We start from the raw sequence: 21,554 nt of genomic DNA on the forward strand, positions 1-21,554 counted from the left end.
ACGCACGCCGGGGCGCCGGGCGAAGAGGCCACCCGTCACCAGGTCGTCGCCCCGACGGCCGACGGTCCGATCGGGAGCCTGGCGCTCCGGCGTAGACGGCAGCGCGGTGTGCGGTCGGCGGGCGGGACGGGGCACCGGTCATCGGTCGGCTGTCGGCACACGCCGCCTACCCACGACGACGGGAGGGCGGGGGGCTCCCTGCGCCCCCGCCCTCCCGGCCGTCCCGCCCGCCCGTGTCAGCCGGCGCCCTCCGCGCCGGCGCCGTCGAGGATTCCGGTGAGGGCCTCGGCGAGCCGGCCGAGGTGCGGTGGCTTCAGGACGCCGAAGTGGTCACCGGTGATCCGGTGCAGCGTCACGTCCCCGGTCAGCTCGCGCCAACGGGCGAGGTAGTCGGGGAACGACTGCCCGGAGGCCACCTCGTGCTCGCCGTCGGCCAGTTCGTCGCTGGCGATCAGGTGCAGCCGGCCCGGGTACGGGCGGTGCCGGTAGGTCAGACACATCTCCATGACCTCCCGCCACATCTTCGCGGAGGGCAGCCAGACGTCGCCGGCGCCGTGCTCCGGCAGCGTGATCCCCACCTCCGGGTCGACGTCGTCCACCAGGTGTTCGAGCAGCGCCAGGGTCTCCGCCCGCAGCTGCGAGGTGTCCTGCCCGTGCGGCGCCGCGGCCAGCTCCGTCAGCTTGGCCACGCAGCTCTCGATCAGCCCGTACTCGCGCCACAGCTCGACCCGCTCGTGGTTGTCGAGCCCCGGATCGAGCAGGACGAAGGTGACCTCCTCCCCCTCGGCGGTGAGCCGGTGCGCCAGCTCGCTCGCGATGCCGCTGCCGCCGCACCAGCCGAACAGCCGGTACGGGCCGTGCGGTGCCTCGGCCCGCAGCTCGGCCAGGTAGCGCTCCGCCATCTGCTCCGTCGAGGGCACGGGCCCGTGCTCGGCCTGCAGCCCGGGCCAGGCGAAGGCCGCGACCGGCTGGTCGGGGTCGAGGTACGGCACCAGCGGGCGGTACCAGTGGGCGCTGCCGCCCCCGGGGTGCACGCAGAACAGCGGCGGCCGGGTGCCCTCGCGCCGCAGCCACACCAGTGACCGGGCCTCCGGTGCGCCGGCCTCGGCGGCCGCGGCGAGCCCGGCCACGGTGGGGCGCTCCAGGAACGAACGGACGGTCAGCCCGATGCCGTGCCGCTCGCGCAGCAGGGCGATGATCCGGAGGATGGCCAGGGAGTGCCCGCCGAGGACGTGGAAGTCGTCGTCCGCACCGACCCTCTCCACCCCGAGCACCTCGCCCCAGACCTCGGCCACGGCCCGCTCGGCCGGTGTGCGCGGGGCGGTGTGGGTCGACGTCGTGGCGGGCCCGGCGGGCTCGGGCAGCGCGGCCCGGTCGATCTTCCCGTTGGCGGTGAGCGGGAGGGCGGCCAGCTCCACCCAGGCGCCGGGCACCAGGTAGTCGGGCACCCGCCGCCGGAGCTGCTCGCGCAGCGCCGCGACGTCCAGCGGGCCGTGCCCGGGTTCGAGCACGACGTAGCCGGCCAGCCGCTTGTGACCGTCCGGTCCCGGGTGTACGGCGGCCGCCGCCGCCCGGACGGAGGGGAGGTCGCCGAGCGCGGCCTCGACCTCGGCCGGCTCGACCCGGTGGCCGCGGATCTTCACCTGGCCGTCGCGCCGGCCGAGGAAGGACAGGGTCCCGTCGGCGTCGCGGCGGGTGATGTCCCCGGTGCGGTACAGGCGGGCCCCGGGGACGGTCCCGGAGGGGTCCGGTACGAAGCGGTCCGCGGTCAGGTCGGGGCGGCCCAGGTAGCCGCGGGCGAGTCCGGGGCCGCCGACCAGGAGTTCGCCGGCCACCCCGATCGGCACCGGTTCGAGGTCCTCGTCGACCACCAGCACCCGGGTGTCGGTGATCGGCGTGCCGATCGGCACGCCGCGGTCGGCGTCGGCCTCGGTCACCCCGCGCAGCGCGGTGCTGAAGGTGGTGCACTCGGTGGGGCCGTAGCCGTTGGTCAGCGCCACGCCGTGCGCCAGGGCGGTGCGCACGTGCGAGGGCGAGAGCGCGTCGCCGCCGGCGAGCACCTGCCGTACCTCGGCCAGCAGCTCCGGGCGGGTCTCCACCATGTGCTGGAACAGGCCGGCGGTGAGCCAGAGCAGCGTCACGCCGTGCCGGCGGACCACCTCGGCCAGTTCGTCGGCCGTGGTCGCCCCGGGCGGGCAGACGGCGAGCCGGGCGCCGTTGGTCAACGCACCCCACACCTCCAGCGTGGACGCGTCGAAGGCGAGCGGCGCATGCAGCAGCAGCACCTGGTCCGGGCCGAGGTCGGCGTAGTTCGCGTCGTGCACCAGCCGGACGATCCCCCGGTGCGTGACCTGCACGCCTTTGGGCCGGCCGGTGGAGCCCGAGGTGTAGGTGACGTACGCCAGGTTGTCGGGGGCCGTCCCCGCCTCGACGGGGGTCTCGGGCAGCCCGTCGAGGACGGCCCACCCGGCGTCCAGGGGCACGCCGCGGACACCGTCGAACCGGGCCAGGCGGCTGGTGTCCTGCGGGCGGCACAGGACCACGCGGGCGCGGACGTCGTCCAGGACGTAGCCGATGCGGGCGTCCGGGTAGCCGGGGTCGAGCGGGACGTAGTACCCGCCGGCCTTGAGCACGGCGAGCATGGCCACCACGGCCTCGGCACCGCGGTCCAGGCAGAGCCCGACCGGCTGCTCGGGGCCGATGCCGAGCCCGCGCAGCAGGTGGGCCAGCTGGTTGGCGCGGGCGTCCAGTTCGCGGTAGGTGAACCGCCGTCGCCCGTCCTCCACCGCGGTCGCGTCGGGGTGGGCGCGGGCGGCGATCAGCTCGGGCACGCAGACCTCGGGCAGCGGCCGGGTGTCGGCCGGCATCCCGCCCGTCTGCTCCAAGCCGGGGGCGCGGAACCGGCGCGGGTCCGCGTCGGCGTCGTCGGCCATGGCGGTGAGGACGCCCAGGAAGGCCTCGCCGATGGCCGCCAGCCGCTCCTTGCCGGCCCAGCCGGGCCGGCAGGTCATGCGCAGCTCGCCGGGGAAGGTCCACACGTCGAAGGTGAACTCGTTGGGGCTGTGGTCGTCGATCGTGCCGATGTCCGTGCGCTGCTCGTCGAGGACGTGGAAGTCCAGGTAGGCGAAGACCACCTCGACGAGGGGTGCGCCGCCGCCCCATGCGCGCTGCATGGCGGGCAGCGGGTAGCGCCGGTGCGGCCACAGGGCCAGTTCCTCGGCGAACACCGAGCGCACCAGTGCGCGCCAGCTCGGCGCCCGCAGGTCGACGGCGAACGGCACCGTGTTGAGGTACATGCCGCGCACCCGGTCGCCGCCGGGCAGTTCGGGCCGGCCGTTGGTGACGGCGCCGGCGAGGAACCGGTGCTGGCCGCTGATCAGGCCGAGGACCTTCAGGTGGGCGGTGTACAGGACGCTCTTGAGCGAGGTCTGGGTCTCGGCGGCGAGCCGTCGCAGCCGGGGTTCCAGCTCTCTCCAGGGCAGCCGCACCTCGGGGGCCGGCGAGTCGGCCTCGGCGGGAGCGCTGTCGGCGGGCAGCCGGAGCCGTTCGTGGCCGGTGATCCGCTCCCGCCAGAACGCGCGGTCCGCCGACGAGGCCAGGGCCTGCTTCTCCAGCCGGACGAAGTCGGCGTAGCGGACCCGTGGCGGGGCCGCGGAGGGGGTCGTGGTGCCGTGGGACAGCTCGCGGTAGGCGGCCCGCAGCTCGCCGATGACCGAGTGGTGGCTCCAGCCGTCCAGGATGGCGTGGCATTCGACGTGTGTGAGCAGCCACTCCCGGTCGCCGGTCAGGTGGGCGTGGTAGCGCAGCAGCGGTGCCCGGCCGATGTCGAACGGGGTGCGCTGGGCCGCGGCGCGGAAGTCCCGCACCCGTGCCCGCTGTTCTGCGGACGGCAGGCCGCGCAGGTCGGTGACGCCGATCTCCACCTCCAGGCCGTCCGGGGCGTGCACGAGCTGGAGCGGTTCGGAGTACCCGGTGAGGTCGAAGGAGGTGCGCAGGATCTCGTGCCGCTCGATGAGCAGGCGTACGGCGCCGGTGAACGCCTCGGCGGAGAACGGGCCGTCGTCCAGGATCTGGAAGGTACTGACGTTCTGGTAGGTGTTGCGCTCGGGGTCGGCGAGCATCTCGTAGACCATGCCCACCTGGACCTGGCCCATGGGATAGGCGTCGACCAGCCCCTCCGGGAGCCGGTTCCGGTCGGCCGGGGCCAGCAGTTCGAAGCGGCCGACGAGGCTGGTCTCCTGCGGCTCGGCCGCGGGCCGGGCGGCCGCGACCGGGGCCAGCTCGGCGACGGTCTGCCGGGCGAAGACGTCCTGCACGGTGAGGGCCAGCCCCTGTTCGCGCAGTGCTCCGACGGCCCGGATGGCGCGCATGGAGTCCCCGCCGAGCTGGAAGAAGCCGTCGTGCACCCCGACCTTGTCGACGCCGAGGGCGGTGGCGAAGGCGTCCGCGAGGGTCCGCTCGATCTCCGTGCTCGGGGCGGTGAACGCGCCCACCAGCTCGGGGCGCGTCCGGTCGGGTGCGGGCAGCGCCGTGCGGTCGGTCTTGCCGCTGGGTGTCAGGGGCAGCGTCTCCAGCAGGGTCCAGTGCGCGGGCCGCATGTGTTCCGGCAGCCGCCCGCGCAGGTGTGCGCGGGCCGCCTCGACGTCGGCCGAGGGCGGCACCAGGTATCCCACGAGCTGCTCGTCGTGCACGGCGACGGCCGCGGCCGCGACGCCGGGGACCTCGGCCAGTACGGCCTCGATCTCACCGAGTTCGACGCGCTGACCGCGGATCTTCACCTGGTGGTCGAGCCGGCCGAGGTACTCGATCGCGCCGTCCGCGCGGTACCGGGCCAGGTCGCCGGTGCGGTACAGCCGGCCGCCGGGTTCGGTGGCGAAGGGGTCGGGCACGAAGCGGTCGGCGGTGAGCGCCGGGCGGTTCAGGTAGCCGCGGGCGAGCTGGACGCCGCCGAGCAGGAGTTCGCCCGGCACCCCGATCGGCACCGGCCGCAGGGCGGCGTCCAGGATGTAGGCGCGGGTGTTGGCGATCGGGCGGCCGATGGTGACGGGCAGGCCCGGCTCGCACCGGGTCGCGGTGACGTCCACCGCGGCCTCGGTCGGCCCGTACAGGTTGTGCAGCTCGCACCCGATCCGTTCGTGCACGGCGGTGACCAGGTCGGCGGGGAGCGCCTCGCCGCTGCACACCATGCGGCGCAGCGAGGGCAGGGGCGGCAGGGGCTCGGCGAGGAAGGCCCGCAGCATCGACGGGACGAAGTGGACGGTGGTGACCGCCTCGGTGTCGATCAGCCCGGCCAGGTAGGCCGGGTCGCGGTGGCCGCCGGGGCGGGCGAGCACCAGCGTCGCGCCGGTGATCAGCGGCCAGAAGAACTCCCACACCGAGACGTCGAAGCTGTAGGGCGTCTTCTGCAGCACCCGGTCGTCGGCGTCGAGCCGGTAGGCCTCCTGCATCCAGTGCAGCCGGTTGACGATGGCCCGGTGCTCGACGAGCACGCCCTTGGGGCGGCCGGTGGAGCCCGACGTGTAGATCAGGTAGGCCGGGTGCCCGGGGGCCGCCGCGAGGACCGGGGTGGCGTGGGCACTGCCGCGCGGCAGGTCGCCGGTGATGTCGACGAGGTACGGCGCCCGGTCGCGGACCAGGGGGGCGAGTCCGGGGTCGGTGATCACGGCCCGGGCGCCGGAGTCCTCCAGCATGAAGGCGAGCCGGTCGGCCGGGTAGTTCGGGTCGAGCGGCAGGTAGGCGCCGCCGGCCTTGAGCACCGCCAGCAGCGCCACCACGAGGTCGGTGCTGCGGTGCAGGCAGACACCGACCACGGACTCGGGTCCGACGCCGAGGTTGCGCAGGTGGTGGGCGAGCAGGTCGGCCCGCTCGTTGAGGTCCCGGTAGCTGAGGGCGGCGCCGTCGAAGCGCACCGCGTCGGCGTCGGGGGTGCGGGCGGCCTGGTTCTCGAACAGCAGCGGGAGGGTGTCGTCCGGATAGGGCCGGCCGGTCGCGTTCCAGTCGACGAGCTGGCGGTCGCGCTCCGCCGCGGGCAGGATCTCCAGTTCGTCCACGGGGGTGCCGGGCGAAGCGACCGCGCTCTCCAGCAGGCGGGCGAACTGGGCGGCGAACCGCTCCGCCGTCGCCGGGTCGAACAGTGCCGACGCGTAGTTGACGCCGCCGGACAGCGAGCCGTCCTGCTGTTCGGCGAGGCCCACGGTGAGGTCGAACTTGGCGCTGCTCTCGCCGACCGGCAGCCGCTCGGCCGTCAGGGGGCCCATCGCCGCCGGCGTCGGCGAGCCGGCCGCGTCCTGCCACAGCAGCATGGAGGAGAACAGCGGCGTGCGGGACGGGTCCCGCTCCGGTGCCAGCTCCTCGACCAGCTGTTCGAAGGGGATCTCCTGGTGGGCGTAGGCGTCGAGGGCGCGTTCGCGGACCTGGCGCAGCAGGTGCGCGAACGACGGCGCCCCGGACAGGTCGACCCGCAGCACCAGCGTGTTGAGGAAGAGGCCGACCACGTCCTCGAGCTGTGCGCGGTCGCGCCCGGCCACCGGGAAGCCCACGGCGACATCGCGCCGGCCGCTCCAGCGGCCGAGCAGGACGGCGTGCGCGGCGAGCAGGGCCATGAAGGGGGTGGCGCCGTGTTCCCGGGCGAGCGCCGTCAGCCGCCGGGCGGTGCCGGCCGGCACGGCGAGCGGCGCCAGCCCGCCCGCCGAGTCGCGTACGGCGGGGCGGGGCCGGTCGGTGGGCAGTTCCAGGGGCGGCAGCCCGGCCAGCCGTTCACGCCAGTGCTCCAGCGGGCGGCGCAGCGCCGCGCCGGAGAGCCGTTCGCGCTGCCAGAGTGCGAAGTCGGCGTACTGCACCGGCGGTTGCGGCGAGCGGGCCGGCCGCCCGGCGACCGCGTCCGCGTAGTGTCCGGCGAGTTCGCGGACCAGGATGTCCTCGGAGTGCCCGTCGCAGGCGATGTGGTGGACGGTGAGCAGGAGGGCGTGCTCGTGCGGTGCCAGCCGGGCCAGTACGGCGGAGAACACCGGGCCCTCGGCGAGGTCGACGGGCCGGCGCGCGCCGGTGGCCAGGGCGGCGATCCGGGCGTCCGCGGCCGCCCGGTCGAGTGCGCCGAGGTCCTCCTCGTCGAGGGGGACGCTCCCCGGTTCGTCGACGATCTGCACGGGTTCGCCGTCGACGACCGGGTAGCGGGTCCGCAGCACCTCGTGCCGGTGCAGGAGCCCGTCCAGCGCGGTGCGCAGCGCGGCCCGGTCGAGGGGGCCGCGCAGCCTGAGCGCCACGGTCATCAGGTACTCGGTGCCGCCGGGCTGGAGCCGGTCGAGGATCCACAGGCGGCGCTGGGCGAAGGAGAGCGGGAGCGGGCCGCCGCGCGGTGCGCGGGCGATGCCCTCCGCCGGGGCGGGGGCGGCCCGCCCGGCGAGGCGCCGGCGGAGCAGTTCCTGCCTCAGGTGGGCGCGGTCCCTGGTGTCGGTCATCGCAGGCCTTCCTCGGCGAGCAGGCCCGCCACTTCCTGGTCGGTGAGCGCGGCGACGTCGGCCTCCACGGCCTCGGACACCGCCTCGGAGAGCCGGGCCACGGTGGTGGCCTCGAACAGCAGGCGCAGCGGCAGCTCGACGGCGAACGTCTCGCGGAGCCGGGCCAGCACCCGGGTGGCCAGCAGCGAGTGGCCGCCGAGGGCGAAGAAGTCGTCGTGGACGCCGATCCGCTCCAGGCCCAGGACCTCGGACCAGATCGCGGCGACGGCCTCCTCGGCGGGGTCGCGCGGGGCGAGGTGCTCGCGGGCGGCGCCGGCCAGGGCGGCCGAGGCGTCCGGCAGGGCCTTGCGGTCGATCTTCTTGCTGGCCGTCAGCGGGAACGCGTCGAGCGGCACCCACACCGAGGGGATCATGTACTCGGGCAGCAGGGCGCCCAGGTGTGCGCGCAGCTCGGCCACGTCGGGCATCGGGCTGCCGGGACGGGCCACCAGGTAGGCGGCGAGCCGACGTTCGCCCGGGGCCGTCCGCGGGGCGGTGACGACCGCCTCCTGGAGGGCGGGGTGCCGGGCGAGCGCCGCCTCTATCTCGCCGAGTTCGATGCGCAGACCGCGGACCTTGACCTGGTGGTCGATGCGGCCGAGGAACTCGATGGTGCCGTCGGGCCGGTGGCGGGTGAGGTCGCCGGTGCGGTAGAGGCGCCGGCCGGGTTCGGTGGCGAAGGGGTCGGGGACGAACCGGTCCGCGGTGAGGTCCGGCCGCCGGTGGTAGCCGCGGGCCAGCCGGACGCCGCCGAGGTACAGCTCGCCGGGCACTCCGACCGGGACGGGCCGCAGGTCCGCGTCCAGGATGTAGGCCCGGGTGCCGGGGACGGGCCGGCCCAGCGGGAGGGCGCCGGCCGCGTCGCCCTCGGCGGGGGCCTCGGGGACGGGGTGCAGCAGGCAAGTGACGGTGGCCTCGGTCGGCCCGTAGTTGCACAGGAAGCGGGCGGGCAGGCCGGTTTCGGCCCAGCGCCGCGCGTCCAGGCCGGTGACCACGTCGCTGCCGACGTTCATCAGCTTCAGCGAGTGCAGCAGGGGCAGGTCGGGCGACTCCAGGACGGCCCGGTAGTAGGACGGGGTGATCTCCAGGACGGTGACGCCGTGCTCGGCGAGCCGGGCGGGCAGCTCGTCCGGGGTCCAGAACACCGGGTCGGCGACGACGACGGTGGCACCGGCCACCAGGGTCGCCGCGATCTGGTCCATCGCCACGTCGAAGGTGAGCGCGGACAGCAGTGCCACCCGTTCGCCGGGGGCGATCCCGTACGCGTCGGCGATCACCCGGCAGTGGTGGGCGTACGCGCGGTGCTCGATCATCACGCCCTTGGGACGGCCGGTCGAGCCGGAGGTGTAGATGACGTAGGCCAGGTTCCCGGGCCGGGTCGCGTCGGGCACCGGGCCGGCGGATGCGGTGTCCGCTCCGTGCTGGGCGTCGGCGTCGGCGTCGGCGTCGGCCAGGACCACCCGGTGGGCGCCGGTCAGCCGGCCGGCGAACGCGCGGGCGGTGACCACGAGTTCCGGGCCGGCGTCGGCGAGCATCAGCTCCAGCCGCTCGACGGGGTGCCGGGGGTCGAACGGCACGTACACGCCGCCGGCCTTCAGCACGGCGAGCAGCACGACCACCGCCTCGACACCGCGTTCCAGGCAGGAGCCGACGACCGTCTCGGTGGTGACCCCGAGGGAACGCAGCCGGGCGGCGAACCGGTCGGACCGCGCGTCGAGTTCGGCGTAGCTGACCTGCTGGTCGCCGAAGACCACGGCGATCGCGTCCGGGGCCCGCCGGACCTGCCGGGCGAACAGCTCCGGTACGCACAGGTCGCGTTCTCCGGCCGGGTCGAGCACGCGGGCCCGCTCGGACTCCGGGTCGGCCCAAGCGGTGAGGGCGCGCTGCCGCTCGTCCTCGGTGAGCATGCCGAGGTCGCCGATCCGCGCGCCGGGGGCGGCCGTGACGCTGCCGATGAGGGTCAGGTAGTGACCCGCCATCCGCTCGACGGTCTCCCGGTCGAAGAGCGCGGTCGCGTACTCGAACCAGCAGTACATGCGCCCGCCGCGCTCCTTGACGGTCACGGTGAGGTCGAACTTGGCGGTCTCCAGTCCGGCGCGGACCGGCTCCACGGCGACCGTGCCGAGCCGGTCGGGGACGCCCGCCAGGTGCTGGTGCTCGAACATGATCTGGAACAGCGGGTTGCGGGAGAGGTCCCGCTCCGGCTGCAGTGCGTCGACCAGGTGCTCGAACGGCACGTCCTGGTGGGCGAAGGAGTCGAGCACCGTGCCGCGGACCTGCTCCAGCAGCTCGGTGAAGACCGGGTCGCCGCCGAGGTCGCTGCGGATCACCAGGTTGTTGGTGAAGAACCCGACCAGGTCCTCGGTCTCCTGGCGGGTCCGGCCGGCGACCGGGGTCCCCACCGCGAGGTCGTCGCGGCCGGTCCAGCGCCGCAGCAACACCTGGAAGGCGGCGAGCATCACCATGAACGGGGTCGCGCCGTGCCGGCCGGCCAGTTCGGCGACGGCCCGGGCCACCTCCGGCGCCACCTCGACGACGACGTTGTCGCCGCGGGCGTCGCGGACCGCCGAGCGGACCCGGTCGGTGGGCAGCTCGACGGGGGTGAGGCCGTCCAGGCGGTCGCGCCAGTAGGCGAGCTGGTGGTCCAGCCGGCCGGCCCGCTGCTGCTCGCGCTGCCACACCGCGAAGTCGGCGTACTGGACCGGCTGCGGGGCGTGCGGCGACGGTTCGCCCGCGGCGAAGGCCCGGTAGGAGAGGTCCAGGTCGCGCAGGTAGACGTTGGTCGACCAGGCGTCGAAGGCGATGTGGTGCAGGGTCAGGACGAGGAGGTGCTCCTGCGGGGCGGTGCGGATCAGGGTGGCCCGCAGCGGGTGCCCGTGTGCGAGGTCGAACGGCCGGCGGGCCAGCTCGTCGACCAGGGTCCGGGCCCGGCGATCGGCGTCGGGCGCGTCCGTCAGGTCGGTCAGGGTGAAGTCCACCGGTCCGGCGGGGTCGACGACCTGGACGGGCTCGCCGCCCTCGGAGCGGTACCTGGTCCGCAGTACCTCGTGCCGTTCGGACAGCGCGTCCAGCGCGTGGCGCAGCGCCACGGTGTCGAGCGGTCCGGTCAGCCGCAGCGCCAGCGGGACGACGTACTCGTGCGTCCCGGGCTCCAGCTGGTCGAGGAACCACATCCGCTGCTGGCCGAAGGAGAGCGGCAGCGGTCGGTCCCGGCCCGCCGGCCGTACGGCGTCCGGACCGGTGTCCGCGGCGGGTTCCGGGCCGGCGCCGGCCTGCGTGACCCGGGCGGCCAGCGCGGCCACCGTACGGGCCTGGAACAGCTCGCCGACCGTCAGTTCGGCACCGAAGGCGCGCCGCAGCCGCAGCACGAGCTTGATGGCGAGCAGCGAGTGGCCGCCCAGCAGGAAGAAGTCGTCCTGTGCGCCGACCCGTTCGACGCCGAGGACCTCGGCCATCAGCTCGGCGACAGCCTCCTCCGCGGCGGTGCGCGGGGCCTGCCCGGCCCCGGCGGCGGGCTGGTCCGGTTCGGTGGCGGCCGGCAGCCGGCGGCGGTCCACCTTCCCGTTCGGGGTGAGCGGCAGCTCGGCGAGTTCGACGAAGGCGGCCGGCAGCATCGCCTCCGGCAGCGCGGCGGCCAGGTGGCCGCGCAGCGCCTCCGGATCGAGCCGCTCCCCCGCGACGGGCACCGCGTAGGCGGTCAGCCGCGCGTCGCCGGTGTCGGACCGGTGCACGGCGACGACGGCGGCGGCGACCGACGGGTGCGCCGCGAGCAGGACCTCGATCTCGCCGGGCTCGACCCGCACCCCGCCGATCTTGACCTGGTCGTCGACGCGTCCGACGTACTCCAGCGCGCCGTCCGCGCGGCGCCGCACCAGGTCTCCGGTGCGGTACCGGCGCGCGCCGGGCACGGTCGCGTCCGGGTCGGGGACGAACCGGTCGGCGGTGAGGTCGCCCCGGCCGGCGTACCCGCGGGCGAGGCCGATGCCGCCGACGTGCAGCTCACCGGTCACCCCGACGGGCACCTGCCGGCCCTCGGCGTCCACCACGTAGGTGCGGGCGTTGGGCAGCGGCAGGCCGATCGGCACCAGGTCGCCGGGCTCGTCCGGGTCGAAGTGCCAGGCGGTGGAGTCGATGGCGCACTCGGTGGGGCCGTAGGTGTTGACCACCTCGGCGCCGAGCGCGCGGCGCAGCCGGCCGGCCAGCTCGGTGGTCAGCGGCTCGCCCGCCGAGCACAGCAGGCGCAGCGAGGCGCATTCGGCCAGGGCCGGCTCCTCCAGCAGCAGGCGCAGCATCGAGGGCACGCCCTGCAGCACGGTGACCCGGTGGTCGATCACGGCACGGACCATCACCGCCGGGTCGCGGTGGGCGTCCCGGGGGCCGGTCACCACCGCGGCCCCGCACACCAGCGGGGAGAGGAACTCCCACAGGGCGGCGTCGAAACCGATGGTGGTCTTCTGCAGGACCCGGTCGCCGGGGCCCAGCCCGAGGCGTTCCACCGACCAGAGCACGCGGTTGCGGATCGCGGCCTCCGGTACGACGACCCCCTTGGGCCGGCCGGTCGAACCGGAGGTGTACATCACGTACGCGGCCTGCGTCCCGGCCGTAGCCGCCGGTTCCAGGGGCGGGACCTCCTCTTCCTCTGGCGAGCGGACGGCGTCGAGCACGAGGGTGTTCGGGTGGGCCGGCAGCCGCCCGGCCAGCGCGCGTTCGGTGACCAGCAGGGTCACGTCGGCATCGGCGACCAGGTGGGCCAGCCGTTCCGCGGGGTGTTCCGGGGCGAGCGGCACGTACACCCCGCCCGCGGTGAGCACCGCGAGGACGGTGGCGACCAGGTCGGTCCCGCGGTGCAGCGCGACACCCACCGCGCTCTCCGGGCCGACGCCGCGTGAGCGCAGGACTCCGGCCAGGCGCCGTACCCGGTCGGCGAGGTCGGCGTAGCCGGTCTCCCGGGCGCCGGACACCACGGCCACCGCGTCCGGGGTGGCCAGGGCCTGGGCGAAGAACAGTTCGGCCAGCGACCGCCGCGGGCGCTCCGTCTCGGTGCGGTTCCAGCGCTCGAAGGCCGCCAGTTCGGCGTCGGGGACGGTCTCCAGTTCGTGTGCGGGGGTGTCCGGGTGCTCGGCGATGCCGGCGAGCAGCCGCAGCAGGCTCACCGCCATCCGTTCGATCCGCGCGCGGTCGAACAGCGCGGTGGGGAAGACGAGCCGGGCCGCGAGCGAGCCGTCGGTGCGTTCGGACAGGTGCAGCGACAGGTCGAAGGCGGAGCGGTCGGTGGCCGGTTCGACCTTCGCGACGTCGAGTCCGGGCAGGCGCAGCGGGCGGCGTTCGGCGTTGTGCAGCGCGAAGCCGACCTGGAACACCGGGTTGCGGGAGGGGTCCCGTTCGGGCGCGAGGTCGGCCACCACCCAGCCGAACGGCACGTCCTGGTGCTCGTAGGCGTCCAGGGTGGTCTCCCTGACCCGCGCCAGCAGGTCGAGGAACGAGCGGCGGCCGGACAGGTCGGTGCGCAGCACCACGGTGTTGAGGAACAGGCCGACCAGCGGCTCCAGTTCCATCTCGGTGCGGTCCGAGACCGACACGCCGACCGCCACGTCGGTACGGCCGGACCAGCGCGCGAGCAGCAGCTGGAACGCGGCCAGGTGGACCATGAACGGGGTCGCGCCCGCGTCCCGGCCGAGCACCGCCAGCCGCTCGGCCAGCTCCGCCGGCACCGTGAACGGGACGCTCTCCCCGGCCGGGTCCCAGTGCGCCGGGCGCCGCCGGTCGGCGGGCAGCTCCAGCGGTTCCAGGCCCGCCAGCCGCTCCCGCCAGTAGCCGCGCCGCTGCTCGGCCCGCGCGGGGGCGGCCGCCCAGGTGTCGCGCTGCCACTGTGCGAAGTCCGCGTACTGCACGGCCACCGGTGCGAGCGGCGACGGCCGGCCCGCCGCGAACGCGGTGTACAGCTCGTGCAGTTCACGGGCCAGGACGCCCCAGGACCATCCGTCGAAGGCGATGTGGTGGACCGTCACCAGCAGCGCGGCGTCGTCCTCGGCGAACCGGACCAGGGTCAGCCGCCAGGGCGCCTGCTCGCGGAGGTCGATCGGTGTGCGCAGCTCGGCCGCGTGGAGTTCGCGCACCCGCGCCTCGCGGTCCGCCGGCGCGGTGCCGGTCAGGTCCGCCCGGGTGAGCCGGACAGGGCCGGGCTCGTCGACGATCTGCGCCCCGGCGCCCGCGGCGGTGCCGTAGCGGGTGCGCAGCACCTCGTGCCGCGCCGAGATCTCGGTGAACGCCGCCTCCAGCGCCCGCGTGTCGAGCGGGCCGCGGATGCGGAACGCCTCGCACATCAGGTACTCGGTGGAGGCGCCGGAGCGGAGCTGGTCCAGGAACCACAGCTGTTCCTGGGCGAACGAGAGCGGCAGGCCGCTGTCACCGGCGGACATCGGTCACCCCCGCGGTCGGGGCGGACTGCCGCACGGCCGCCGAGTACGGCTCGGCCATCGCCACGGCGATCCGGCGCGGCCCGGTGAACGGCTCGCGGGCGTGCGCCGACAGCATGTTGTCCACGAGGAGCACGTCGCCGCGCTGCCAGTCGAAGCGCCGTTGCTCGGCGCGGTAGCAGGACCGCAGGTGTGCGACGACCTCGTCCGGGATCGGCCGGCCGTCGCCGTAGTAGGTGTTGGTCGGCAGTCCCGCGTCGTCGTACATCTCCCGCAGCGCGCCGCACACCTCCTCGGACAGCGTGGTCACGTGGAAGAAGGTGAGGTGGTTGAACCAGACCGTCTCCCCGGTCACCGGGTGGCGGTGTACGGCCCGGCGGCGCGCGCGGGTCCGCAGGCCGTCCGCGGTCCACTCGGCCAGGACGCCGTTGCGGGCGCAGTACGCCTCGACCTCGGCGCGGTCGCCGGTGTTGAAGGCCTGCTGCCACGGCACGCCGAAGCCGTCGGAGAAGTTGCGCACGACCATCCAGCCCCGGGCGGCGAACTCCTCCCGGACGGACGGGTCGATCGCCTCGTGGACGCGGCGGGTGTCGGCGAGCGGCGTGGCGCCCAGGGTGTCCGGCGGCTGCACGCAGTGGAAGAACAGGGTCAGCGGCCAGTCCGCCTGGTAGGAGTTCTCGTTGTGGAGGAAGATCTCCTCGTTCGGCGGATAGTCGGTCGAGGTGTACACCTGCCCCTTGATGGTGCTGCGCGGCGAGGACCGCTCCGCGTAGGGCAGCGGCGCGCCGGACACCGCCCGCACCGCGGCCTCGAAGCCGTCCACGCCGCCGACGTCGAAACCGCGCAGCAGCACCGCGCCGTGTTCGAGCAGCCGGGCGCGGACGAACGGGCGGGCGTCCGTCAGGTAGGCGGACAGGGGCGTCCCGGGGGACGCGGCCGACAGCGTCAGCGGGAGGGCGCGGCGCGCGTCACGCTCCTGGGTGCGGCCGGCGGGCGCGGTCCGGAGGGAGGGGTTCGCAGTCATGCGCCTCAGCGTCGCCGCGGGGCCGTCGCCGCTCCGAGAGAACAACCGGCAGTCCCGTCGGCAGCGTCGGCGCCGCGGTGACTGCGCCTCCTTCTCTGGGGGCGGGGGACGCGGTTGCGGCAGGCTCTCCGGCGCCGCCACCGGTCACGTGAGGTGCGTGACGCGGCAGTTCACCCGAGGGAGGGCCCGCCGTGGCCGAGGAAGACACCGACGAGCGTACGTACCGCGTCGTCCGCAACGACGAGGAGCAGTACTCCGTCTGGCTCGCCGACCGCGAGCTGCCGCTCGGCTGGCACGCCGAGGGCACCGAGGGCACCCGGGCCGAGTGCCTGGCCCACATCGGCACCGTCTGGACCGACATGCGCCCGCTCAGTCTGCGCCGGCAGATGGAGCAGGCGGCGCGCGGCTAGCGTCCGGCCCGGGCCGGACTGGGAGTGTGACAGATGACGAGCCCCGACACGAGGGCACCGGCGGACCCGCGGCCGCCGGACCCGCCGGACGCGGCCACCGCCGATCCGGTGCCGCCGCTGCACCGCAACCGCGACTTCCTGCTGCTGTGGGGTGGCTCGGCGGTCTCCCTGCTCGGGTCGACGGCCACCACCATCGCCTACCCGCTGCTGGTGCTGGCCCTCACCGGTTCGCCGTTCGCCGCCGGGCTGGCCGGATTCGTGGCGCTGCTGCCCGCGTTGCTCCTCCCGCTGCCGGCCGGCGCCCTGGTGGACCGCTGGCCGCGCCGGCGGTTGATGATCTGGTGCGACGCGCTGCGCGCGCTCGGCGCGGCGGCCATCGCGGTCGCCTCCGCCCTCGACGTCCTGGGCCTGCCGCTGGTGCTGGCCGTGGGCTTCGCCGAGGGCGCGCTCACGGTGTTCCACGGGCTCGCCGCGCACGCGGCCGTCCCGAACGTCGTGCCCCGCAGCCAGCTCTCGCTGGCCCTGTCCCGCAACGAGGCGCGGGGGCGGGCCGCCGTGATGCTCGGGACGCCGCTCGGCGGTGTGCTGTTCGGTCTCGGCCGGGCCGTCCCGTTCCTGGCCGACGCGCTGAGCTACCTGGTGTCGCTGACCGGACTGCTCTTCATCCGCAAGGAGTTCGAGGCCGAGCGGTCCGAGCGCGCCGGCGGCATGGGCGAGCAGATCCGCGAGGGGCTGCGGTGGCTGTGGCGTCAGCCCTTCCTGCGCACCACCACCCTGCTGGTGGCCGGCAGCAACCTGATGTTCCGGGCACTGTTCCTGGTCGCCATCGTGCTGGCCGGCGACGTCGGTGCCTCCTCGGCGGGGGTGGGCCTGATGGTGGGCGTCGCGGGAGGCGGAGGCGTCCTCGGCTCCCTGGCGGCGCCGTGGTTCGCCCGCCGGCTGGGACTGGGCGCCCTGGTGATCGGGGCGAACTGGGCGTGGGCGGTGTTGATGGCCGTGATCGCCCTCAGCCGCGACCCCTTCTCGCTCGCCGCCGCCTACGCCGCGATGTGGTTCGTCGGGCCGCTGTGGAACGTGGCGCTCGGCAGCTACCAACTGGACATCACCCCGGACCGGTTGCGCGGCCGGGTGCTCGCGGCGATGAGCACCGTGTCCAACGGGGCGCTGCCGGTCGGTTCGCTGCTCGGCGGCCTGTTGCTCGACCGGGCCGGCGCGCGCACCGCCGCGCTGGCCCTGGCGGGCTGGATGGTGCTGATCGCCGGCGCCGCCTCCCTCGCCCGCTCGGTACGTGCCACGCCCGGCCCGCCGGCGCGGTGACCCGCCGGGCCCCGGTCCGGCCGCGGCCCAGGCCTCCGGTGCACCCGGCCGGGCGGCGGCCGCCGCACCACCCCTCGATCCAGTGCAGACAGGAGGAACCAGCGTGTTCCGCACCATGCTCGGGCCGTGCCCCGATCCGACGGGGCGAGGCCACCATGCCGGAGCCTGACGACGGGCCCGTCGGCGTGCTCGGCACGATCGGCGGCACCCCGCTGGTCGAACTCGCCAAGCTGGCTCCGGGGCGGCACTTCACCACCTACGCCAAGCTGGAGGCCTTCAACCCCGGTGGCAGCATGAAGGACCGCTCGGCCCTGGAGATGCTGCGCGAGCTGATCCGGCGCGGCACCCTCGTGCCCGGCCGCTCGGTGGTCGTCGAGTCCAGTTCCGGCAATCTCGGCATCGGTCTCGCCCAGATCTGCGCCTACTACGGGCTCCGCTTCATCTGCGTGGCGGACCCCCGCACCAACCGGCAGAACATCGCCGTCATGCGGGCCCTCGGCGCGGAGGTCGAGGTGGTGGACGCGTGCGATCCGGCGACCGGCGAGTACCTGCCCGTCCGGATCCGCCGCATCAACGCGCTGGTCGCCCGGATCCCCGGCGCCTACTGGCCCAACCAGTACGCCAACCCGCTCAACCCCCGGGCGCACCGGCGGACGATGCGCGAGATCCTGGAGGCGGTGCCGGGCGGCATCGACTACCTGTTCTGCGCGACGGGTTCGTGCGGCACCCTGCGCGGCTGCGCGGAGTACGTCCGTGACCTGCGGCTGCCGGTGACGGTGGTCGCGGTGGACGCGAGGGGGAGCGCCATCTTCGGTGACGTCCCGGTGCCCCGGCTGATCCCGGGCCACGGCGCGGCGGTTCGGCCGGCGCTCTACCGCGACGGGCTCGCCGACGAGGTCGTCCACGTGACGGACCTCGACTGCGTGGTGGGCTGCCGGCGGCTCGCCGCCCGGGAGGCCGTCCTCGCGGGCGGTTCCTCCGGGGCCCTGGTGGCGGCGGTCGACCAGATGGCGGACCGCATCCCGGCGGGCGCGCGCTGCGCGATCGTGCTGCCCGACCGCGGGGAGCGCTACCTCGACACGATCTACGACGACGAGTGGGTCGCCCGCCACTTCGGCGACGTGTCCCACCTGTGGAAGGAGCCGAAGCCGGCGATGAAGGGGGCATCATGCTGATCCTGGGAGCCGCGGAGGTACGCCGGGTCCTCGACGGCGCCGAGGCCGAGGTCGTCGCAGCGGTGCGCCGCGCGTACCTGCTGCACGAGGCAGGCCGTACGGCCCTGCCGCACTCGGTGTTCCTCCGCTTTCCCGGCGAGCCGCGCAACCGGATCATCGGGCTGCCCGCCTACCTCGGCGAGGACGAGCCGGTGACGGGCATCAAGTGGATCGCGTCCTTCCCCGGCAACACCGCGCACGGCCTGGAGCGGGCCTCCGCCGCGGTGATCCTCAACTCCGTAGCCACCGGGCAGCCGGAGGCGCTGCTGGAGGGGTCGGTGATCTCGGCCCGGCGTACCGCGGCGAGCGCCGCCCTCGCGGCGGTGACGCTGGGCTCGTCCGCCCCCGAGACCGGTGTCTCCCTGATCGGCTGCGGCGTGATCGGCTTCGAGATCCTCGCCTGTCTCAGGGCCGTCCTGCCCGACCTCGCCGCGGTCACCGTGTTCGACCTGGACGAGGCCCGGGCGGAGGCCTTCGCCGCGCGCTGCCAGGAGCGCTGGCCCGAGCTGAAGACCGAGGTCGCGTTCAGCGCCGAGGAGGCGCTGTGCGCCCACCGGCTGGTCTGCCTGGCGACCACCGCCGCCGCCCCTCACCTGACCACCGACGCCTGCCGGCGCGGCACCCTGGTCCTGCACGTGTCGCTGCGCGACCTGACACCGGGGAGCATCCTGACCGCCGTCAACGTGGTCGACGACGCGGACCACGTGTGCCGTGAGTCGACCTCCCTGCACCTGGCCGAACGGCTCTGCGGCGACCGGGACTTCATCGCCGCCTCGCTCGGTTCCGTACTGAACTCGGGAAGGCCCTTCCGGCGCGCCCGGGACCGCGTCACGGTGTTCTCCCCGTTCGGCCTGGGCGCCCTCGACCTCGCCCTCGCCGATCTCGTCCGCCGCCGGGCCGAAGCCCTGGGCCTGGGCACCCGGGTGCCGGACTTCCTGCCGGCCCCCGCCGGCGCGGCGGCCGGCTGACCGGCGGGGGCGGGGCCACGGGCCGGCACCGGTCCGGGCATCGGAGGACCGGTGGGAGGGCCGTGCATGGCGGCCGCGACCGGGTCGCGCGGGGGGCGGCCCGGTCGGTCCGGGCTCCGGCGTGTACCGGGCGGGGGCGTGCGGACCCGCACGGGCTCTTCAGGGGCGGTCTCGCACGACGGTCTTGCCGGTGTTCCCGCCGTGCAGCATGGCCAGGAAGGCGTCCACGATGTGCTCGAACCCGTCGACCACCGTCTCGTCCAGCGCGAGCCGGCCGCTCTGCAGATGCGGTACCGCGAACTCGTACAACTCCTCCTGTACCTGCCGGTAGTTGCTGACCAGGAAGCCCTCCATGCGGAGGCTCTTCTCCACGACAGCCGGGTTCCAGCCCTCGGTCCGCCGTTTCCGGCACCCGGTCGTGGGTGAACTGCGCCTGCGGTACGTGAAGCTGGCCGCCGTGGACGAGCCCGGTCACCACTTCCTCGCCTACCTGCCCGACGACCGGGACTCCGAGGACGCCCTTCGCCGCCTGCCGGCAGGCGGCTGAGCCCCGGGCGCCCGGTCGTTCCGGGACCCGGTGCCCGCAGGGTCGGTCGGCCGGTCGCGGGAGGGACGACCCGCACAGCGGAGTGGCTACGCCGCGGCACCGAGAAGGCCATGTCCGGCGACGGCCTACTGATCGCACCGCCTTCGTTCGAATAGGCATGCGGAGAGTCGCTCGATCGGTTGACTCATCGTCTTCCCGGTACGTCCGCCTACGCGTTTTCGGGGCCGCTTCCCTCTTACAGATGTCGGGAGCTTCCCGACGCGACCGCGACGGTGGAGGAGAAGACCGAGGTGCTCACAGTATGGGGGTGGGTGTGTCTGACGACCGGCGCCGGTACCGCGGCCGGCATCGCGGCACGCGCCTTTGCCTATGGCGTCCGGGAGGCGGTCCGGCGTGAAACGCTGAGGGTCGTGCTGGATCAGCTTTCCTCCGGCGGGGGTTCCGTCGAGGTCACAGACCAGGACGGTGTCTCGTGGGCCGTGCGGCTTCCCGACAATGAGCAGGAATAAATGCCTGGACATGCCTCCGAGGAGGAGTTCGACGCGGTGTACCGAGAGTGGTATCCGCGGCTGCTGGCCAGAGCGTCCATGGTGTGCGGCGCCCAGCGCGCCTTGGCCTCCGACGCCGTGCAGGAAGCGTTCACCCGGTGCTGGCTCCGCATGAGCGACCCGGACTCCGCCCCGGTGCGCAACTGGGGTGCCTGGCTCGCCAAGACGGTGCTGCGCCAGGCGATCGACCTGCGCGATCGCCACTCGGACACGACGTCCCTCGACGACTTCGAGCAGTCGGGGCGCGGCCCGGAGCTGGCCGAGCTCATGGATGTGAAGGAAGGCTTCGTCCAGGTCTGCACGGCCATCGCGAGTCTTCCCACTCGCCAGTGCGAGGTCATGGCGCTCTACTATTTGGCCGGCCTGTCCTATGCCGAGATCGCCGACATGCTGCGGATCGAGGAATCAACCGTGCGGAAGCACCGAAGCGACGCCGGCAAGAAGCTGGAACCGCTCGCGGTCACACTGAGACAGCAGGGACTGCTCCACACCGAGGGAGGAGAGCAGCGGTGACGAAGCACCAGCAGGAGCAAGCCGCTTCTCCCCCGCCGGCGGAGCACGACCCCGTCCGGGACATGCTGCACGCGACCGAGGCGGCGCTCACCCAGGCTGTGTCACCGGCGGAAACGCAGGCATCGCTGGCTGCGCTGAAGAAGCGACTCCGGCAGGCGGTGGCAACCCCGGCGGCTCCGGCAGACCACCGGGCCGCTCGGGCAGCAGTCACCTCGTCCACTCGGACCCACGCGGGGCAGGCGGCCCGGACCGCCGCGCCGGAAACCATCGCACTCGCATCGACTGCGGGTGGCGGTGTTCGGCTCGCCACGGCGACCTCGCTCGACGAGCTGTGGCGGTCGTACAAGGCGACGGGGGACGAGCGGCTGCGCGAACAACTGATCCTGCACTACGCGCCGCTCGTGAAGCACGTGGCGGGACGGGTGAGCGTCGGCCTGCCGTCCGACGTCGAGGAGGCGGACCTCGTGCACTCGGGGGTCTTCGGGCTGATCGACGCGATCGAGCAGTTCGATCCCGACCGGAACACCAGGTTCGAGACGTTCGCGCTGACCCGGATCCGCGGCGCGATGATCGATGAGCTGCGCGCGCTGGACCGCATTCCCCGGTCGGTGCGGCAGAGGGCACGCACCGTCGAGCGGGCGTACGCGACGCTGGAGACGCGCCTGCGTCGGACCCCCTCGGAGACCGAGGTGGCCGCCGAGATGGGGATCACCCTGGGTGAACTTCAGTCCGTGGTGGACCAGTTGGCCTCGGCGAACGTCGTGATGCTTGACGAGCTGCTGTGTCCCGGGGGCGAAGACGGGGACCGGCCGAGCCTCCTGGACACGTTGGTGACCACCGCCACGGACGATCCGGTGCAGGCGGCGGACGACCGTGAGCTGCGGCGGTTCCTGGCGCGGGCGATCAACGCCTTGCCCGAGCGGGAGAAGACCGTGGTCACGCTGGCCTACTACGAGGGGCTCACCCTGACCGAGATCGGGCAGGTGCTCGGGGTGACGGAGAGCCGGATCAGCCGGATCCTCACGCAGGCGGTGCTCCAGCTGCGGGCGAAGCTCGCGAACTTCGGACGGTGAGGAGCATCGACGCCACGCCACTCGCCCC

At 74.4% G+C, this 21,554-nt stretch carries 11 protein-coding genes and 1 pseudogene; 8 read left to right on the top strand and 4 right to left on the bottom strand.

What is annotated here, in order from left to right; genetic code table 11:
- Nucleotides 1-236: 236 nt before the first annotated feature.
- From ABZ923_RS00920 to ABZ923_RS00930, 3 genes are read right to left on the bottom strand one after another with little or no spacing between them, the layout of a single operon-like run.
- Nucleotides 237-7,457 (bottom strand): amino acid adenylation domain-containing protein, encoded by a 7,221-nt coding sequence (locus tag ABZ923_RS00920; protein WP_361464965.1) that lies wholly within the window; start codon nucleotides 7,455-7,457, stop codon nucleotides 237-239.
- Nucleotides 7,454-13,915 (bottom strand): amino acid adenylation domain-containing protein, encoded by a 6,462-nt coding sequence (locus ABZ923_RS00925; protein ID WP_361464968.1) that lies wholly within the window; start codon nucleotides 13,913-13,915, stop codon nucleotides 7,454-7,456. The genes ABZ923_RS00920 and ABZ923_RS00925 overlap by 4 nt, the downstream gene beginning before the upstream one ends.
- On the bottom strand, nucleotides 13,902-14,936 hold the full coding sequence (locus ABZ923_RS00930; protein WP_361464970.1) for a TauD/TfdA family dioxygenase: 1,035 nt from the start codon (nucleotides 14,934-14,936) through the stop codon (nucleotides 13,902-13,904). Before ABZ923_RS00930 ends, ABZ923_RS00925 begins: the two co-directional genes overlap by 14 nt.
- Nucleotides 14,937-15,127: 191 nt before the next feature.
- Between ABZ923_RS00930 and ABZ923_RS00935 the strand changes: the two genes are divergently transcribed.
- The 4 genes from ABZ923_RS00935 (at nucleotide 15,128) to sbnB (ending at nucleotide 18,845) form a co-directional block, all read left to right on the top strand.
- The gene (locus tag ABZ923_RS00935; protein ID WP_361464973.1) at nucleotides 15,128-15,346 is read left to right on the top strand and encodes an MbtH family protein; all 219 of its coding nucleotides are present in this window, start codon (nucleotides 15,128-15,130) and stop codon (nucleotides 15,344-15,346) included.
- Nucleotides 15,347-15,379: 33 nt separating this feature from the next.
- Nucleotides 15,380-16,663, top strand: a complete 1,284-nt coding sequence (locus ABZ923_RS00940; RefSeq protein ID WP_361464976.1) for an MFS transporter — start codon at nucleotides 15,380-15,382, stop codon at nucleotides 16,661-16,663.
- Nucleotides 16,664-16,818: 155 nt separating this feature from the next.
- Nucleotides 16,819-17,838 carry a 2,3-diaminopropionate biosynthesis protein SbnA gene (gene sbnA, locus ABZ923_RS00945; RefSeq protein WP_361464979.1) on the top strand — a complete coding sequence of 340 codons (1,020 nt, stop codon included), beginning with the start codon at nucleotides 16,819-16,821 and terminating at the stop codon, nucleotides 17,836-17,838.
- On the top strand, nucleotides 17,832-18,845 hold the full coding sequence (sbnB, locus tag ABZ923_RS00950; protein WP_361464982.1) for a 2,3-diaminopropionate biosynthesis protein SbnB: 1,014 nt from the start codon (nucleotides 17,832-17,834) through the stop codon (nucleotides 18,843-18,845). Before sbnA ends, sbnB begins: the two co-directional genes overlap by 7 nt.
- A gap of 159 nt (nucleotides 18,846-19,004) precedes the next feature.
- Here sbnB and ABZ923_RS00955 read toward each other — a convergent pair.
- A pseudogene (locus tag ABZ923_RS00955) lies at nucleotides 19,005-19,220 on the bottom strand (NADP-dependent oxidoreductase); the annotation flags it as partial.
- Between ABZ923_RS00955 and ABZ923_RS00960 the strand changes: the two are divergent.
- The 4 genes from ABZ923_RS00960 (at nucleotide 19,198) to whiG (ending at nucleotide 21,526) form a co-directional block, all read left to right on the top strand.
- Nucleotides 19,198-19,392 (top strand): hypothetical protein, encoded by a 195-nt coding sequence (locus ABZ923_RS00960; protein WP_361464984.1) that lies wholly within the window; start codon nucleotides 19,198-19,200, stop codon nucleotides 19,390-19,392. The pseudogene ABZ923_RS00955 and the gene ABZ923_RS00960 overlap by 23 nt on opposite strands.
- Before the next feature lie 272 nt (nucleotides 19,393-19,664).
- The gene (locus ABZ923_RS00965) at nucleotides 19,665-19,901 is read left to right on the top strand and encodes a hypothetical protein (protein WP_361464987.1); all 237 of its coding nucleotides are present in this window, start codon (nucleotides 19,665-19,667) and stop codon (nucleotides 19,899-19,901) included.
- Nucleotides 19,902-20,453, top strand: coding sequence for a sigma-70 family RNA polymerase sigma factor (locus ABZ923_RS00970; RefSeq protein ID WP_361464990.1), 552 nt, complete (start codon nucleotides 19,902-19,904; stop codon nucleotides 20,451-20,453).
- 62 nt (nucleotides 20,454-20,515) lie between these two features.
- The gene (gene whiG, locus ABZ923_RS00975; RefSeq protein ID WP_361464993.1) at nucleotides 20,516-21,526 is read left to right on the top strand and encodes an RNA polymerase sigma factor WhiG; all 1,011 of its coding nucleotides are present in this window, start codon (nucleotides 20,516-20,518) and stop codon (nucleotides 21,524-21,526) included.
- The last annotated feature ends 28 nt before the right edge of the window (nucleotides 21,527-21,554 follow it).

The organism is Streptomyces sp. NPDC046881, assembly GCF_040645015.1.
Lineage (GTDB): Bacteria > Actinomycetota > Actinomycetes > Streptomycetales > Streptomycetaceae > Streptomyces.

Bases quoted from the DNA above. Each gene is read 5' to 3' on its own strand.
- whiG (WP_361464993.1), top strand. From the start codon at position 20,516: ATGCTGCACGCGACCGAGGCGGCGCTCACCCAGGCTGTGTCACCGGCG.
- ABZ923_RS00970 (WP_361464990.1), top strand. From the start codon at position 19,902: ATGCCTGGACATGCCTCCGAGGAGGAGTTCGACGCGGTGTACCGAGAG.
- sbnB (WP_361464982.1), top strand. From the start codon at position 17,832: ATGCTGATCCTGGGAGCCGCGGAGGTACGCCGGGTCCTCGACGGCGCC.
- ABZ923_RS00925 (WP_361464968.1), bottom strand. From the start codon at position 13,915: ATGTCCGCCGGTGACAGCGGCCTGCCGCTCTCGTTCGCCCAGGAACAG.
- ABZ923_RS00920 (WP_361464965.1), bottom strand. From the start codon at position 7,457: ATGACCGACACCAGGGACCGCGCCCACCTGAGGCAGGAACTGCTCCGC.
- ABZ923_RS00930 (WP_361464970.1), bottom strand. From the start codon at position 14,936: ATGACTGCGAACCCCTCCCTCCGGACCGCGCCCGCCGGCCGCACCCAG.
- sbnA (WP_361464979.1), top strand. From the start codon at position 16,819: ATGCCGGAGCCTGACGACGGGCCCGTCGGCGTGCTCGGCACGATCGGC.
- ABZ923_RS00960 (WP_361464984.1), top strand. From the start codon at position 19,198: ATGCGGAGGCTCTTCTCCACGACAGCCGGGTTCCAGCCCTCGGTCCGC.
- ABZ923_RS00940 (WP_361464976.1), top strand. From the start codon at position 15,380: ATGACGAGCCCCGACACGAGGGCACCGGCGGACCCGCGGCCGCCGGAC.